A 17428-nucleotide genomic window follows, 5' to 3' on the forward strand; every position below is an offset into this window, starting at 1 on the left:
ATGGAAATTAAACGAGTTGTAGTAACTGGACTTGGAGCATTAACACCAATAGGAAATACTGTAAAAGATTATTGGAATGGTCTCACCAATGGAGAAAGTGGAGCTGCTCCAATAACGTATTTCGACGCCTCCAAGTTCAAAACTCGTTTCGCTTGCGAATTAAAAAACTTTAATGCCAACGATTTTATTGATAGAAAAGAAGCTAGAAAAATGGACAGGTTTACTCAGTATGCAATGGTTGCAACTGATGAAGCCATTTTAGATGCTAATCTTGATATTGAAAAACTAGATAAAAATAGAGTTGGTGTCATTTGGGGAGCTGGAATTGGAGGTTTAGAAACTTTTCAAAATGAAGTTTTAAACTTTGCCAATGGTGATGGCACTCCAAGATTCAACCCTTTCTTTATTCCAAAAATGATTGCAGACATTGCTCCAGGACAAATTTCCATTAAATATGGGTTTAGAGGACCAAATTTTGCAACCGTTTCTGCTTGTGCATCATCTTCCAACGCAATTATTGATGCCCTTAACTATATCCGTCTTGGATATGCAGATGTAATGGTATCTGGTGGTTCTGAAGCCGCAGTTACAATTGCTGGAATGGGAGGTTTTAATGCTCTTCAAGCACTTTCTACAAGAAATGATGACCCTACAACAGCTTCGAGACCATTTGACAAAGATCGTGATGGTTTTGTTTTAGGTGAAGGTGCAGGAACACTTATTCTTGAAGAATATGAGCACGCCAAGGCTAGAGGCGCAAAAATATATGCCGAAATAGGCGGTGGAGGTTTATCTGCCGACGCTTATCACATTACTGCCCCACACCCTGATGGATTGGGAGCTTACAACGTAATGGCAAATTGTTTAAAAGATGCTGGTTTAAAACCAGAAGATGTTGATGCTATTAACATGCACGGAACTTCAACTCCTCTTGGAGATATTGCCGAAGCTAAAGCTATTTTAGAGGTTTTTGGAGAGCATGCCTACAAGCTAAACATAAATTCAACCAAGTCAATGACTGGTCATTTACTAGGTGCTGCAGGAGCAGTTGAAGCTATTGCTTCAATACTTGCCATCAAAAATGGCATCGTACCTCCTACAATAAATCACTTCACTAGTGATGATCAAATTGACAGTAAATTAAACTTTACGTTTAATAAAGCTCAAAAACGTACTGTAAATGTAGCCATGAGTAATACTTTTGGATTTGGAGGACACAATGCTTGTGTACTCTTTAAAAAACTAGAATAACCGCTAAATTATTGAATGAACTTCATTCGTAAAATTATTGATACTCGCATTAAAAATGACGAGTCCTTTTTTGTTGAATTAAAAAAAATTATAGGATTTACTCCTAAGAACCTCTCTTTTTATAAAAAAGCATTTATACATCGCTCTGTTAAAGAGTTAGATAAAGAAACTGGCTATCCTATAAATTATGAACGTTTAGAATTTTTGGGCGATGCCATGTTAAGCGCAATTATAGCTTCCTACCTATTTAATGAAGTGCCTTCAGGAGATGAGGGATATTTAACTCAAATGAGGTCTAAAATTGTAAGTAGAGAACATTTAAATGAACTTGGAAGAGATTTAGGATTACTTCGTTTTGTAAAAAGCAATATCGCAAGCTCAAAATTTGGAGAAAACATACATGGCAATATCTTTGAAGCTTTAGTGGGCGCTATCTATTCAGATAGAGGATATAATTATTGTAAAAAATTTATTTATAAACGCGTTATTGATCCTTATGTTGACGTTTTAAAATTAGAAGGTAAAATAACTAGTTATAAAAGTATTTTTATTGAATGGTGTCAAAAAACAAAAAAAGATTTCAATTTTGATGTTTATGAAGACACCGGGAACGATACTGTAAAACACTTTAGCGTAAAACTTTACTTAGATAAAAAAATTATTGCAAAAGGAAGAGCAACTTCTAAGAAAAAAGCTGAAGAAATTGCAGCAAAAAGAGCCTATTATGCGTTCCAAGATGAAATTTCTACATTTTAAAATTAATAATTTTACGAATACGATTTCGTAAAATTATTAGTTACTGTTAGTAAACAATAGTACTTTTGTAAATCAATATTCATTCTTTATATGCAACTATTTACGCTTGATTTTGAAGATGATTATTCACTAATCGGAATTCACTCACCTGAAGAAGATTACAGACTGGCTTATCTTTTAAATTTACATTTAAAAACAAAATTAACCAGATATAAACACCATTTAGATTTTGAAAATTCTGAAGCAGAATTTCCATTATTTGAATTTAAAGACGAAACTAATTTTAACAATTATTATTTAATTAATAACAAACACACACAGCTCAATAGCGAACTTAAAAACGAGGGTTTATTTGGAGGAAATATTAGTACAACTTCATATTTAATACCTGAAAAAAAGAACATTGATTATTTCTTGAAAATTGAAGGTTGTAACAGCGACATTTTTATCAAAAATTTAGTAGTTAACTTAAATAACATTCAACAAATAATCACCTCTTATTCTATTGAACCTAACACATTAAAATCAAAAGATCACTTAATTTTTTAATTATGGCAGAAAACAGAAAACGAACTAAAATTGTAGCAACATTAGGACCAGCTTGCAGTACTAAAGATATCCTTGAAAAAATGATGGAATCTGGTGTAAATGTGTTCAGAGTTAATTTTTCACATGCCGAATATACCGATGTTGAGAAAAAAATAAAACTTATAAGAGAAATTAATAAAAGTCGCAACTTTAACGTTGCTATTTTAGCTGATTTGCAAGGCCCAAAATTACGTGTAGGTAAAATGGCTGAAAAAGTAAAATTAGAAGTTGGAGACACTTTTATTTTTACTACAAATAAATGCGAAGGGACTAATGAAAAGGCTTATATGACTTACCAAAATTTTCCAAAAGATGTACAAGTAGGTGAACACATTTTGGTAGATGATGGCAAACTATTATTTGAAGTAATTGATACAGATAGAGACAGTCAAGTTATAACAAAAGTATTGCGAGGCGGCAAATTAAAATCTAAAAAAGGGGTAAACTTACCTAACACTAAAATTTCATTGCCTGCACTTACAAAAAAAGATATTGAAGATGTATTATTTGCCATTAAAATGAAGGTAGATTGGATTGCTCTTTCTTTTGTGAGAACTCCTGAAGATTTAATTCAATTAAAAGAATTAATTAAAGAAAACTCTTCTTATAAAATACCAATTATAGCAAAAATTGAAAAGCCTGAAGCGGTTGAAAATATTGATAAGCTAACACCATATTGCGATGCTTTAATGTGCGCTCGAGGTGATTTGGGGGTAGAAGTTCCAATGGAAAAAGTTCCTTTGATACAAAAAAGATTAGTGCTTAAAGCTAAAAAAGCACACATTCCAATTATAATTGCTACTCAAATGATGGAAACAATGATAACCAATCAAGTTCCAACAAGAGCGGAGGTTAATGATGTTGCAAATTCAATAATGGATGGGGCTGATGCTGTAATGCTATCTGGTGAAACTTCTGTTGGAGAATTTCCATTAGAAGTGATTAAACAAATGCGAAAAATAATTGAAAGTGTAGAAAATTCTCCACTTATTTCAATGCCTGAAACTTATGTGCAATGTATTAACGAACGCTTTATTTCAAAAGCTATTTGCCATCAAGCGTCTATTATGGCAAATTCAATTAATGCAGAGGTAATTACCACTTTAACAGATTCAGGATTTACCGCTTTTCAAATTTCTTCTTGGAGACCAAAATCAAATATTCTTGTTTTCTCTTCTAACAGACGAATTTTAGCTATGTTAAATTTACTTTGGGGAGTTAAAGGCATTTATTACGATCGTTTTGTAAGCACAGATCAAACCATTGAAGACATTAATAATTTAGCCCATGAAAGAGGGTATTTAAATGAAGGTGACTTTGCAATTAACATAACTTCAATGCCTGTTAAACAAAGAGGTATGGCAAATACCATGAGAATAACAGAATATAAGGAAACCAAAAAAAGTAATTAATTACTTTTTAATATAGCATACAAAGCAAACGAAGCTAACCAATGGGCTCCGGCATATTCGCCAGAGTCCATTTTTTTATAACTATAATCAAAATGTTTGTTGGCCAAATTTAACATCTTATCATTATGTAGTGTTAAACCTATTTCATACAAACACCAAGCTCTACTAAAGTTTAAACCATCTAAATGCGCTAATTTTCCGTCGGATCTATCGGTAACTTCAGCCACTTCCAAATAAGTTGATGGATGTTGTCTGAAATTTGGTAAAAAATTGTCTAACCAACTCGTAAATTCTTCTTCTGGTAATACTTTCATCATTAAAGATGCTTCTTGTAAACAAGGAGATAAAAAATCAAATCCACCAGGCTCCCAAGTAATTGGACATCCTTTATCATTCAAATAATATTCTTTTGCTTTAACCTCAATTATAGCTGCTAACTCAGGAGCATATTTTTTTGCATAATCCAAGGCAAAAGACATACCAAAAGCGGTATTTGGATGTTCTCCTACCCTAATTGGATAGGTTAATTTTGGTAAAAATTCTATGTATTTATTTTCTATTAATTTTACTAAAGGTTCTAAATTTTGGTAAAGTTCCAAGGACTCTTCAGTGTTCCAATCTCGCAAAGTTTCTGCTACTTTTAACAGCCAAGCCCACCCGTAAGTTCGCTCAAAAGTTTTATTATGAACATCCTCAAAATATTCGATTTCTTTTAAAATATTTTCTTTGGTGATGTTTTTTTGAAGTTTCGCAAAAATGGCATCTCTATGTTCAAAGTTTGGAAGTTCTTTTAAAATATTTAATAAAGTCCAATGCCCATGTACAGAAGAGTGCCAGTCAAAACAACCATAAAACGCTGGGTGCAACTCAGAAGGTTCTTTTAAATAAGAGCTGTCTCCTAAAACTTGACCTAATTTATTGGGATACTCTTGGTCAATACATTCAAAAGCAAAATGATATAAATAATTGGCACTTTTTTTATTTAATTCGGGTTTTGGATACATCGTGGCACCTTCTAATTTAGAAGTAGTATTGGGCTGACAACCGCAGGTAATTATTCCTAAAAGGAGTACTAAAAAAATTCTTTGCATGATTAAAATTTTAGGTTCATTTTTATAACTGTTGCATCATTTAATACAAATGGTGTTGGAATCATACTTTTGGATCTAGGTTTAAACTTAAATTGGGAGTTTGTCAATAAATCATACTTAGCTTCTAATACATCTATATCAAATTGTTGATCTTTATCCACTATAAATTCTAAATCAATTAACTCACTTTCTTTAGTTATATAATAACTCATAATAGTTCCTTTAGAAATGTTTAAAACATAACCGTTTGTTGGTTTATTTTTAAGTGCTTCATCATTTACTTTAAAGGACTTAAATTTAATGGGAGTATGGGTTAAAATTTCAAATTTATTAGCATTTCTTTGTGTTACCAAACTTAAACAAACTTTCCTAGTATCATTCACAATAGTATCTGAAACTATAGAAATTAAAGGCTTTTTAAAATTTCTTATTTGGGTTTTAGTATGTAATTGTATGTTGGTTTTATACTTGCTTGCTGTGGTGTTTTTATCGTAACTGCCTTTTGTTGGATGATCTCCTAAAAACTGTTGAGTAAATGCATCTAATTTGGTATTATAACTCGCCCAATAGGCTTCATTTTTATTTACATCAATAACATATAAAATACTGTTTGGTTGCTTTCTATCCTCATTATAAGTTGCTTTTAAAGAGGCCGTTACCAACAGTAAACAACCAATAAATAAAAATAGTTGTATCCATTTTTTATAATTTTTATACTGTTGAATAATAGGAATTAATAAACCTAATAACAACACCGTAAATACTGCGCTTATTACTAACATTTTTAATCCTAAGCCAACAGGAAACATTTGTATTAGAGGTGTAAATATGATTAATATTGGTACTACTAAAAAAGTACATACCCATAAATTATTTTTGGTTGAATTTGAAAAAAGTAATATTGAAAGTATGGTTAAAGTAATGAACACCGGAAGGATAAAAAACCCAGCTCCTTTTAAATAAAAGGAAATGCCAAAATTAACAATCAGCCAAAAAAACAGTGGAGCAATTAACAAATCTTGTGCTGTACGTTTTTTTAAAAATCCTTTATAAAACCAATAACTAATAGCCAACGTAAAAGCAACAAACATTGCAATATAATAATACCCATTGTAAGTAAATCCGTGAAGAATATCATGATACTGTGGATGAATTTTTAAAAGTAATTTCCAACCTAAATAGGTAAATAAACCAGAAATTACCAACGACAATATAAAAGGAATAAAGCCTTTTAAAACACCAATAGTAGTTAATCTATTTTTAAAAAAACCAACCAACAAAAGAATGACAAATACAACTACTGAAATAAGATACATTGGAGTTACCCAAACAAAAGGATAATGAACCAACCCTACATATGGAAAATTAAAATATACATCATCTTCATTTGCTTTTAAATTAGATAATTCACTATTTGCAAAATAATTTAAAGTTGCTTCTAAATACATAGCTTGATGTTGTAATGAATTTAAATCCATTCTTTCAAAAGAATCTTGACTGGTATGATAGTCGAAATGATCTCCTATAAAAGCAAAATTAAAACCTTCAATATCTCCCTGTTCTCTAAACACTGTTAAATCAGTATCATTGGGTAACATTTTATAAATGCTATACATTAAGGAGTTTCCAACTGGGTGTGTGGTATTTGTTTTTTGGAAAGCTTCAATTAAATTTTTGTTTCCTCCATTGGTTTCTAATAATAAATAACTTGGTCCTCCACTTCCTCTGGCTTCAAAATTTAAAACCAGTTTCACATCTTTTGCCCATGGATGATGATTTACAAATGCATTGGCTCCTAACAAGCCTAGTTCTTCAGCATCAGTAAAACCAATAATAATATCGTTTTTTGGGAAGGTGTTTTTAGCTAAAAAAGCTCTAATTCCTTCTAAAATTACCACCACACCACTACCTGCATCACTAGCACCTAATGAGGAATGTGGATTAGAATCGTAATGAGATAACAGCATTACCGCTTTTCCAGTTCCAGTTCCTTTAATTTTAGCTAAAATGTTTTGGGTGTTGGTGGCTGCTCGCCATTTTTTATTAACTGCTATTTGTTCTTGAACTTCAACCTCTAAACCTAATTTTTTAAGTTCATCAACTAAATAATTTTTAACAACCTCATGTTCTTTAGAGCCTGTAAAATGAGGTTTTTTAGTAATTTCTTTTAAATGCGTTAATGCGTTGTTTATAGATAATTTGTCAGTTGGTAAGTTGGTTTCAATTATTGGTTTTGGAAGTAATAAATTAAAACTAAAATAAATAGCGGCAACTATAACAAGTATCGAAAGTAGTTGGTGGTATTTTTTGGAATTCATAAGAAGTTTTTCAATTGTTTAAAAATAATTGATTTTTTTTACTATTTAAATAAATTGTTAAGATATAATTAAATACGCTTTTTTAGCAACCTATAACACTTAAATTATTTTAAAATAAGGTATATTTGACACTGTTTTTTACAAAAAATAACAATTTTATGGATAGAAGAAAATTTTTCAGAAACGGATCTCTTTTTGCAATTGGGTCTTCATTATTAAGTCCTTTTGACTTAAATGCAACCTCCTTAGATCAAGATTTAATCAATACTAATAAAAAAGCCAAAAATATAATTATTGTTGTAAGCGATGGTATGAGTACTGGTACTTTAAACATGGCTGATTTATACCTTTCAAGAAAAACAGGAAAAGGTAGTCAATGGCTACAATTGTATAAAGAAAACAAAGTAAACAGGGCTTTAATGGATATGGCTTCTGCCAATTCTATAGTTACTGATTCTGCAGCTGCAAGTTCTTCTTGGGGAAGTGGTTACCGAGTAAAAAATGGGGCATTAAATATGGGTGTCAATGGTGAAGAACACCTTCCAATTTGGCAAAAATTTAAAAGCGTAGGTAAAATGGCAGGGTGTGTTACAACGGTTCCTATTACCCATGCTACCCCTGCTGGTTTTTGTGTAAATAGTAAAAGTAGAAATGACCAAGAAGGCATTGCTGAAAAATACTTAAAACATGGTTTTGATGTGATGATGGGAGGTGGAAATAATTATTTTTCACCTGAATATCGAAAAGATAAAAAAGACATGTATCAAGCGTTTGCAACCAATGGTTATCAAGTAGTAAAAACCAGAGATGAAATGCTTCAAGCAACTAATGAACTTCCTATTTTAGGTGTTTTTTATAATGATGGATTGCCTTATACTGCTGATAGAAATAGCAGTAAAGAACTCACCGAAAAAATCCCTACCTTAGGTGAAATGACCCAAAAAGCTATTGACCGAATGAAAAATAACGAAGAAGGTTTTGTGTTACAAGTAGAAGCCGGAAAAGTTGATTGGGCAGCTCATGGCAACGATATTGCAGGTTTAATTTATGATCAAGCAGCCCATGACGAAGCGGTAAAAGTTGCTATAGATTTTGCTGAAAAAGATCAAAATACTTTGGTTATTATAACTACAGACCACGGTAACGCCAATCCTGGAGTGATTTATGGAAAAAAAGCAAATCAACAATTTGATAGCATACAACATTACAAACATACTAATGAATGGATTTTAAATGGCTTTGGAAAAGAAACTTCTATTGCTCAAATAAAAGAAAGAATTGAATATGCTAATAATATGGTTATTACCAATGAAGAAGCCAGTTTGCTTTTAAGCTATTACAACAACTTAAATGCAGAAAACGGAATTTACAATCCACGGCATTTACCTTTTAACGAATTGGCACAAATTCAAAAACAATACAACTCCGTTGGATGGATTAGTATGAATCATTCTTCCGATTATGTTGAATTGGCCATGTTTGGACCAGGAAGTGAACTATTAAACCCTTTTATTAAAAATACAGATTTACACTATTTAATGTTAGAAGCTGCAGAGGTTGAAAACAACTTTTAACAACTAGGACTATTCCTTTTTTATCAATAAATAATATTCATTTTCTAACGGTAAATACCCTTGATCATAAATATAATAATAGGTGTTCCCAGTTTTTGTAGTATAAATAGAGGTAAAAAAATTAAAATCAAAGTTGCCATCCAATAATTTGGTTCTGGTAACTTTGGTTTTACCACTGGTGTTTAAATTAGAAAGTAGCCTATAATTTTTTCGTAACCTATTATTGGTGTTTCTAATTAAGTTTTTACTCTCTTTATTTATTTTATTGTTATGCGTGTTTCTGCAATAATCTGAACAGAATTTTTTATCAATCCTACCGTTGAGTACTTCACCACACTCTAAGCAATTTTTTTTCATTCTTAATTTTTAACATTCTTTTTTTCACAATTCACAACAATAATACGCTGTTTTTTATAATACTGCAACAATTTAACCTTTGTTTATTCTTCATCAATTTTTACACTTCCCCAGTTTTCACCAGTCTTTATTCTATACAATTGCATTTCTGAAATACCAAACTGTTTGGCAATCATTTTCATACGTGTTTTTCTATTGGGATCAAAAATTTTCTTTTTAATCAATCGTACTCTACCTTCGGTTAATTTTGCATAAGTTCTTTTTCCTATTCTATTTAATTTTTTAGGATTTTTTTTATGATGCAAATACATTTCTTCTTTACTTACCCATTGTAAATTAGTAGCCTCATTATTTAGTTTATCAAAATCTAAATGTATCACATAAGGTTGATGTTCTTTTTTTTCTAAAAACAGTTCTGCAACTACTCTATGAATATAACAATACGTACTTCTATCTTTTCCTTTTTTTCGAATCCAAAAAGTATTATACCCGCCAACTAAAGAAGTTCTAGATAATTTCCAAGTAGCTTCATAGTTTTTTTTGCGTTGCACCCTGCCATAATTAGAAATTAAAAATTCATTTTCGTCACACCAGTTTTCATTAACATACGGTTTCCAAATTTCATTTCTATAATGTGCTATCATAAAGTGGTTTTTTAGTTAGGGAGCTTCTCAAATATACTAAAATAATTATTCGTTTACAAACGATTACAAACATTTACATACGAAAGTAAGTAGCTAAATACCGAATTCAATTAAAAAACCAAAACATATTTGCAGTGTTGAATTGACCAAACGATGTTCAACCTAATTTAAAACCTTATCTTATGAATACGTTAAGAAACAAAGTACAGTTAATTGGAAATTTAGGAAATAACCCAGAAATAATACAATTAGACACTGGTAAAAAAATAGCAAAGTTTAGCATTGCCACCAATGAAACCTATAAAAATGCAAAAGGCGAAAAAGTTACCGACACGCAATGGCACAACGTAGTAGCTTGGAACAAAACGGCTGAAATAGCTGAACAGTATTTAGAAAAAGGCAAAGAAGTTGCTATAGAAGGAAAATTAACCTCAAGAAGTTATGATGACAAAGATGGAAACAAACGCTATATTACCGAAGTAGTGGTAAACGAACTTTTAATGCTCGGCAATAAACAATAGAAGGAAAGTTGTTATGAAAAAGAAAAAAAGCACTTATGGTAAGTGCTTTTTTTTTATTTATATAAGTAAAGTTAGGTTAAACGTTCTAAAATAATACAGCAAAAGTAAAAACTTAAGGTATAAATTTAACCATTTAATTATCTAAAATGCCATTTCCTAAAAATAGTTAATTTTAAAACTAGCTATCAATACATAACAACCAATTTAATAAAGAGCAATGATTAGTAAACAGCCTTGTTTGAAGCATTTAGGCAGTATTTTAACGCTTTTAAAATAAAGAATACACAAAAAAAAGCCGAATTAAAGTCTTTTTTTTCAGTAAAATAAGAACTTCTTAAGTAAAATATCCATCAAAAATTGAAAATAATTAGATTTTATTAAAAGGTTAACTCCTTATTTTTTAAGTTTTTAAATACAATTAAAGCATTTTTTTAGTAGATTAGCAGTAAAAAAACAATAGTTTTAGTAAATCAATTATTGCATAATAAAAATTATATATGTAGTTTTGTTGACTAATTGTAATAACACAAGTTTATTAACCTATTTAAATTTTAAAGAATATTAATTAAAAAGTTACAAAATGAAACATTTAAAAAAATTGTCGGTAGTTCTGATGATAACTACCCTATTCAGTGCTAGCTTTACATCTTGTATCGATACAGAAGTGTCGCCAGTTGTTGAAGCCATTTATGAGGCTCAGGCCGATTTAATTGCTGCACAAACTGCTGTGCAAAATGCTGAAGCTGCCCTAAGAACTGCGCAAGCTAATGCTGCACAAGCACAAGCTGATTATACCGCTGCGCAAACTGCTCAGGTAGAAGCTATAACAGACGGTATTATTGCTGAAAACTCTTACCAAGCTTTAAAAAGAGAGCAACAATTACTTAAACTTGTTGCAGAAACTAATTTAGCAGTTGCTCAAGCTCAAATGGAACTTGAAAAAGAACAAGCTAAATTTAACATTAAAATGGTAGAACTTTTAGCTAAATTAGAAGAAGCTAAAGTTCAAGTTGCTATTGGATATGCTATTGATTACAGAAATGCTATGTGGGCTGCTAACAACATTTGGTCTGACTTATTAACTGCTAAAGCTGATTTAGCAGATGCTGAATTAATGCTTGTTGACCCTGATGGTAATGGTGTTGGAACTGAGGTTTCTTACGCTTACCATTTAGCGATGTTAACTAATGCGGTTGCTGAAGCACAAGCAAGCGTTGATGATATTCAAGCTAAATTAGACTTGTTTAATGAGCATGCTGAAGATCCAATTGCTGCTAAAGAATTATTAGATGCTCAAAAAATTGAATTAAAAGCTCAATATGAAATACTTCAACAAAAAAGAGCTGAACAAGAAGAGGTAATCGACGATCTTCAAAATGAAAGAGATAACAGAAATGAGTATGTTACTGAAATTGAAGATGCTATAAGCAAACATAATACTGCTGTAGGTCAAATTAATGACAGAAACTCTTGGATTTCAAATGCACAAAATAATATTGCTGATTGGCAAGCTGCAATGACTAACTATGATGCTATTAAAGCTACATTAGAACAAGCTGTAGTTGATGCTGAAGACAGAATTGGATATGATGGTACTGGTTCTGCTGCTGACCACGAACACAACCACCCTCTACCTTACGGTTTATTAGGTGATATTGATGCTGCAACTACTGCACTTGGACCTTTAAATACTGCGGAAACTAACGCAACTAATGCTTTAGGTACTTATACTGCTCCTGTAGTAACTGACAACTATATTGATCCTACTGTAACTGCTTATGATGTATTATTTAATGCTGAGTTAGCTATACTTAAACACGATCAAGCTTATGCTGCACTTACAGCAACTTATAATGCTGCTGCTACTGCTTTATCTGCTGCTACTGCTGCTTATAATGCTGCTAGCTATCAAGCTGATTATGACGCTGCTGTTTTGGCTGAAGGTGTTGCTCAAACTAACTTAACTAACGGTATAACTGCTTATAATGATGCTAAAGCTGATTTTGAACTAAATCCTAGTGGAAGTTTAGATATAGATACACCAATTTCTCCTGTTCTTATAGATGACTTAGATTTTGTAGGTATTCATACTGATGATCCTGCAGAAACAAAAACGTATGTAAAAGTTTCAGCTTGGAGTGCAAGTCATATTAATCCAGCTAACTATGCTCCATCTGCATTAGATGTTCCAGAAACTTACAATGGTACTGATGTACTAGTTGCTGCTGCTGATATCGTTGCTAACGATCCAAATATTGCTGCAATTACTGATGTAATTTTATGGAATCAAGATGGTACTGCTACAGATGGTGCTGGTGCTGCAATTGCTGCTCCAGGAACTTCATTAGCTGTAGCTGATGCTTCAGCGGCTTCTCCTAATATTGGCTATACTAAAGTTTACTTTTTAGAAGTTGAATCTGATGATGATAGCGAATCTTATCTATATACGTTCAATGTTGCTACAAACTTACTAGGTCTTGATGATTTCTCTGGTAGAGCAATTATTGGTAATGTTTTAGATCCAAACTACAATCCACCTTTAACTATTACTGATGCTAATGCATTTTATACAACAGATAATGCAGATGCTAATGGTGAATATCAAGCTGGAGGTACTGATGCTTTAACTTTATATGCACTATTATGGAATGCTAAATTAGAAACTGCAACAAAATTATTTGTAAAAGATAATGCTGATGCTAATTTACAAGCATTACAAGATGCTTATGACGCTCAAAAATTATTATATGATGAAGGTCTTGTAACTAGAGCTGGGCTTGTAGCTGATGCTGCTGCAATTGTAGCTGCTGGTGGTGCTGTATATGTTGCACAAGCGAATCTTACTGCTGCTCAAAATGCTGTAATTGCTCAACAAGATGTAATTGATGCTCTTGAAGCAGAATTAGGATCAATTGAATATATTACATCAGGAACAGCTGGTCCAGGACAAATTCTTAGAGAATTAAACGATGGTAACTTATTTATCTCTTGGGATGTACACGCTAACGATGGTGTGCCTGCTGCAAACGTAATGTACGAATACAGAGCTGATGCTGGATGGGAAACTGCTTATGATGGTGACGGTGCTATGGGTGATGCTGATGCATTAACTGCGTATGCTGAATTATGGAATGCTCAAGAAGCTTTAGCTAGACATACTGAAACTACATTAGCACAATACCAAGATAATATTGATCTGGCTAATGCGGATATTGCTGATTGGGAAAATGAAATTACAATTATTCAAGCTCGTTTAGATGCTAATTTAGCAATTGTTAATGATATGTTACCTGTATTAACTGATCTTGGAATAGAGTACACGTTTGAATTTGATACTGATGGTAAAGGAGTATTTGAAGTAACTAATGATACTATAGGTGGTCCAAATAGCTATGCTGATATAAGAGCAGAAGTAATTGCTGAAAACAAAGTACTATGGGATATTGATAGAGAAATTGCAATTCTTGACGATCAAATAGATAGAGTTAATGATTTAATTGCTGCTTGGAATTCAAGTTACAATAATTTTGTTAACACTATTATTCCTAATTTAGAAGCTAGTTTAGTTACAGCACAAACAGATCTTGCTGAGGCTCAAGCAGCATTAGCATTAGCTACAAATGATGAAGCTGCTGCAACTGCTAATATTGAGTACTTAGAAGCTAAAGTTGAAACTTTAGAAGCACGTTATGCAAATGCATTAGCAATTGCTGAAAAATATAAAGCATTACTAGATGCTGCATTAGCGTCATAATAAGATTCTTTAAGTAAAATAATAGGGCTGTTTAGGCAGCCCTTTATAAAACAAAAATTAACTCTTAAAGAACTAAAACATATGAAAAAATATTTAATTTTATGCTTTATCCTTGCTTTTACACTAACCAGTGTAAACGCTCAAGATAAAGATTCAAACCACGTTTGTAAAACAGACCCTTGTAACCATGGTGTAAAATATGCACCTGAGAAAGGAGACTTTACTGCAGCGATGGTTTTTGGACGAGGAGCATATCTAAATGGAGGGTTAACTGTACCTAGTTCTTATTATAGTGTTAGTGGTGATGCACCTTACGCAAATGACGTAGATGCTAACAATAACAGTATAACAAATATGGTAGGTGCTGAAGGACGTTACTACGTAAGTAATAGATTTGCCCTTTCATTAACAGGAGGTGCTATATTACGTAATACACCTTCTCAATTAAACATCCCAGCTGTTACAGATGTTAATGGTAATGTAATCATCCAAGCGTACGATGCAGTTGTTGCAGATGAACGTGCAGATGTTAGCTTTTCTGTTGGCGGACAATGGTTGTTTAATACAAAAAATAATAGATTATTTCCTTATTTAGGCGTTGCATTTCCTTTTGACTATGCTAGAAGATCTTTATATGATCCAACAGTAACAGTTGATAATTCAGGAAACCCTACAATCACAGATTTAGGTGCACGTCACGTAGATATCACAGCTTTTGGAATTCAAGCTGTAGCAGGTGTTGATTATTATGTTGCTAAAGATGTATTCTTTGGTTTCGATATCAAACCAGTATCTTATACATATGCTGCAAGCGTTAAATCTCCAGGTCCAGGTTTATTAAACTTGGAAGCTGAAAACAATACAGTTTCATTCTTTGCTCAATTTTCTTTCAAACTTGGGTTTAAATTTTAACTTGTAGGTTACTATAAATAATGAAAGGGTTACTTAACGGTAACCCTTTTTTTATATCAATACAATTTAAATTTGATTATTTTACTAAAGACAGTTGAATTCGTTTACGTACACTATCAACTTCTAAAACCTTTACTATAATTTGTTGATGTAAACTTACCACACTTGAAACATCACTTACAAAACCATCAGACAAGTTTGAAATATGAATTAAACCACTTTCTTTAATTCCAAGGTCAACAAAACAACCAAAGTTTGTAATATTATTTACTATTCCTGGAAGCAACTGGCCTTCGTGTAAATCGGTTATGGTTCTAATATTTTGATTAAACGTAAAAACTTTAGCTTTTTCACGAGGATCTAATCCTGGTTTTTCTAATTCAGATAAAATATCTTTTAAGGTTAAAATTCCAACTGTTTTTGTACAGTATTTTTCTAATTTTATTTTTTGAAGCAATTCTTTATTCCCAATTAAATCGGCAACAGTACAACCTTCATCTTTTGCCATTTTTTCTACAATAACATAGCTTTCTGGATGTACGGCAGAATCATCTAATGGATTATTAGGATTTTTAATTCGTAAAAAACCTGCACCTTGTTCAAAAGCTTTGTTTCCTAAACGAGCTACTTTTTTAATATCGTTTCTTGATGTGAATGCACCATTTTCATCTCTATACTTAATAATATTTTCGGCCAATTTTGGTCCAATACCCGATACGTAACTTAATAAAGAAACACTTGCAGTATTTATATTTACACCAACAGAATTTACACAACTTTCTACAACAGTATCTAACGATGTTTTTAATTTAGCTTGATCAACATCGTGTTGATATTGCCCAACTCCAATAGATTTTGCATCTATTTTAACCAATTCTGCCAAAGGATCAGCCAATCTTCTCCCAATAGAAACCGCTCCACGTACAGTTACGTCGTAATTTGGAAATTCATCTCGTGCAATTTTAGAAGCCGAATAAATACTTGCACCTGCTTCACTTACCACAAAAACCTCAACATCCTTATTAAACCGCATTTTTCGAATTAACTGTTCCGTTTCACGTGAGGCTGTTCCGTTTCCTATGGCAATTGCTTCAATTTTATACGCATCAACCAACGAACTTATCTTTTTCATAGCACCTCTAGCATCGTTTTTTGGAGCGTGCGGATACAGAGTTTCGTTATATTCTAAACCTCCTTGAGCATTTAAACAAACCACTTTACAACCTGTTCTAAAACCAGGGTCAATAGCCAAAATTGTTTTTTCACCTAATGGAGCACCTAATAACAATTGCTTAAGATTTTTGGCAAATACCTGTATGGCACTATCATCTGCTTTTTGTTTAGCATTACTAATGGCTTCATTTGAAAGTGAAGGCATTAATAACCGTTTATAAGCATCTTCAATTGCCATACTTAATTGCTGACTACAATTGCTGTTAGAATGAATAATGCGATCTTTAATTTTAGACAACGCTCTTTCGTTGTCAATTTCAACTTTTATGCGAATAAAACCTTCTTTTTCCGCTCGTAAAATGGCCAATATTCGATGAGATGGAATGCTGTTTAAACGCTCGGACCATTCAAAATAATCTTTAAATTTTTGAGCTTTCTCTTCATTAATTTTGTCTTTAACAACTTTGGTAGTAATTGAAGCAAATTTATTGAATTGATAACGAACATTATTTCTAATATCTGTTCGTTCATTAATCCATTCAGCAATAATAAAACGTGCACCTTCTAAAGCAGTTTCAATTGTTTTAACTTCTTTATTAATATATTTTGAAGCGGTATATTCCAAATCGTTCACACGCTGACTCATTATCATTTTAGCCAACGGTTCCAAACCATTTTTACGAGCAGTTTCAGCCTTTGTCTTGCGTTTTTTCTTAAAAGGCAGATAAATATCTTCTAAAACTGTTAAATCGGTTGTAGCCTCAATTTTTTGTTTTAATTCTGCAGTTAAAACCTCTTGCTCTTCTAATGCTTTTAAAATGGTTACTTTTCGTTTTTCTAGTTCTTCAAACTGTGATTTAAATTTAACAATTTCACCAATTTCAACTTCATTTAAATTTCCTGTTTGCTCTTTTCTATAGCGAGAAATAAAAGGAATGGTACAATCCTCATTTAATAATTGTACGGTGTTTTCTATTCCTTTGCTTGGAAGATTGGTTTTAGATTGTATAAAGTTGAATAATTGCATTGTAAAATTTTAATAGTGTAATTAAAAAAACCCTGAAAAAGTTCAGGGTT

13 protein-coding genes are annotated in these 17428 nt (G+C 31.9%); 8 read left to right on the forward strand and 5 right to left on the reverse strand.

Annotation, left to right across the window (positions count from 1 at the left end):
* From fabF to pyk, 4 genes are all read left to right on the forward strand, one after another.
* On the forward strand, positions 1–1251 hold the full coding sequence (gene fabF / locus Q0714_RS02080) for a beta-ketoacyl-ACP synthase II (RefSeq protein ID WP_298262646.1): 1251 nt from the start codon (positions 1–3) through the stop codon (positions 1249–1251).
* A 15-nt stretch (positions 1252–1266) separates the two neighbouring features.
* Positions 1267–2007: a ribonuclease III gene (gene rnc / locus Q0714_RS02085; RefSeq protein ID WP_298262647.1), complete on the forward strand. Its 741-nt coding sequence runs from the start codon at positions 1267–1269 to the stop codon at positions 2005–2007.
* A 90-nt stretch (positions 2008–2097) separates the two neighbouring features.
* A complete protein-coding gene (locus Q0714_RS02090) occupies positions 2098–2556 on the forward strand; it encodes an IPExxxVDY family protein (RefSeq protein WP_298262648.1) in 459 nt (152 codons plus the stop codon).
* 2 nt (positions 2557–2558) lie between these two features.
* A complete protein-coding gene (pyk, locus tag Q0714_RS02095; RefSeq protein WP_298262649.1) occupies positions 2559–4007 on the forward strand; it encodes a pyruvate kinase in 1449 nt (482 codons plus the stop codon).
* Here pyk and Q0714_RS02100 read toward each other — a convergent pair.
* Both Q0714_RS02100 and Q0714_RS02105 read right to left on the reverse strand, forming a co-directional pair.
* On the reverse strand, positions 4004–5098 hold the full coding sequence (locus Q0714_RS02100; RefSeq protein WP_298262650.1) for a DUF2891 domain-containing protein: 1095 nt from the start codon (positions 5096–5098) through the stop codon (positions 4004–4006). The two genes, pyk and Q0714_RS02100, sit on opposite strands and share 4 nt — an antisense overlap.
* Before the next feature lie 2 nt (positions 5099–5100).
* Positions 5101–7416 (reverse strand): M28 family peptidase, encoded by a 2316-nt coding sequence (locus Q0714_RS02105; RefSeq protein WP_298262651.1) that lies wholly within the window; start codon positions 7414–7416, stop codon positions 5101–5103.
* Positions 7417–7574: 158 nt separating this feature from the next.
* On the opposite strand from Q0714_RS02105, the gene Q0714_RS02110 reads away from it, so the two are divergent.
* Entirely contained in the window at positions 7575–8990 is a 1416-nt protein-coding gene (locus Q0714_RS02110; RefSeq protein ID WP_298262652.1) for an alkaline phosphatase, read from the forward strand.
* Between the two features lie 9 nt (positions 8991–8999).
* Here Q0714_RS02110 and Q0714_RS02115 read toward each other — a convergent pair whose 3' ends face one another.
* Complete coding sequence (locus tag Q0714_RS02115) at positions 9000–9347, reverse strand: hypothetical protein (protein ID WP_298262653.1); 348 nt, start codon at positions 9345–9347, stop codon at positions 9000–9002.
* An 83-nt stretch (positions 9348–9430) separates the two neighbouring features.
* Positions 9431–9991, reverse strand: coding sequence for an HNH endonuclease (locus tag Q0714_RS02120; RefSeq protein WP_298262654.1), 561 nt, complete (start codon positions 9989–9991; stop codon positions 9431–9433).
* Positions 9992–10173: 182 nt separating this feature from the next.
* On the opposite strand from Q0714_RS02120, the gene Q0714_RS02125 reads away from it, so the two are divergent.
* The 3 genes from Q0714_RS02125 to Q0714_RS02135 all read left to right on the forward strand — a co-directional run bounded on the left by Q0714_RS02125 (position 10174) and on the right by Q0714_RS02135 (position 15178).
* Positions 10174–10512, forward strand: a complete 339-nt coding sequence (locus Q0714_RS02125) for a single-stranded DNA-binding protein (protein WP_298262655.1) — start codon at positions 10174–10176, stop codon at positions 10510–10512.
* Positions 10513–11092: 580 nt separating this feature from the next.
* The gene (locus Q0714_RS02130; RefSeq protein ID WP_298262656.1) at positions 11093–14266 is read left to right on the forward strand and encodes a hypothetical protein; all 3174 of its coding nucleotides are present in this window, start codon (positions 11093–11095) and stop codon (positions 14264–14266) included.
* An 81-nt stretch (positions 14267–14347) separates the two neighbouring features.
* Positions 14348–15178 (forward strand): BT1926 family outer membrane beta-barrel protein, encoded by an 831-nt coding sequence (locus Q0714_RS02135; protein WP_298262657.1) that lies wholly within the window; start codon positions 14348–14350, stop codon positions 15176–15178.
* Positions 15179–15254: 76 nt separating this feature from the next.
* On the opposite strand, the gene Q0714_RS02140 is transcribed toward Q0714_RS02135, so the two are convergent.
* The gene (locus tag Q0714_RS02140; protein WP_298262658.1) at positions 15255–17378 is read right to left on the reverse strand and encodes a Tex family protein; all 2124 of its coding nucleotides are present in this window, start codon (positions 17376–17378) and stop codon (positions 15255–15257) included.
* Between the last annotated feature and the right edge of the window lie 50 nt (positions 17379–17428).

Origin of the sequence: uncultured Lutibacter sp., from assembly GCF_947493565.1 — a bacterium.
In the GTDB taxonomy this organism is placed as follows: domain Bacteria; phylum Bacteroidota; class Bacteroidia; order Flavobacteriales; family Flavobacteriaceae; genus Lutibacter; species Lutibacter aestuarii.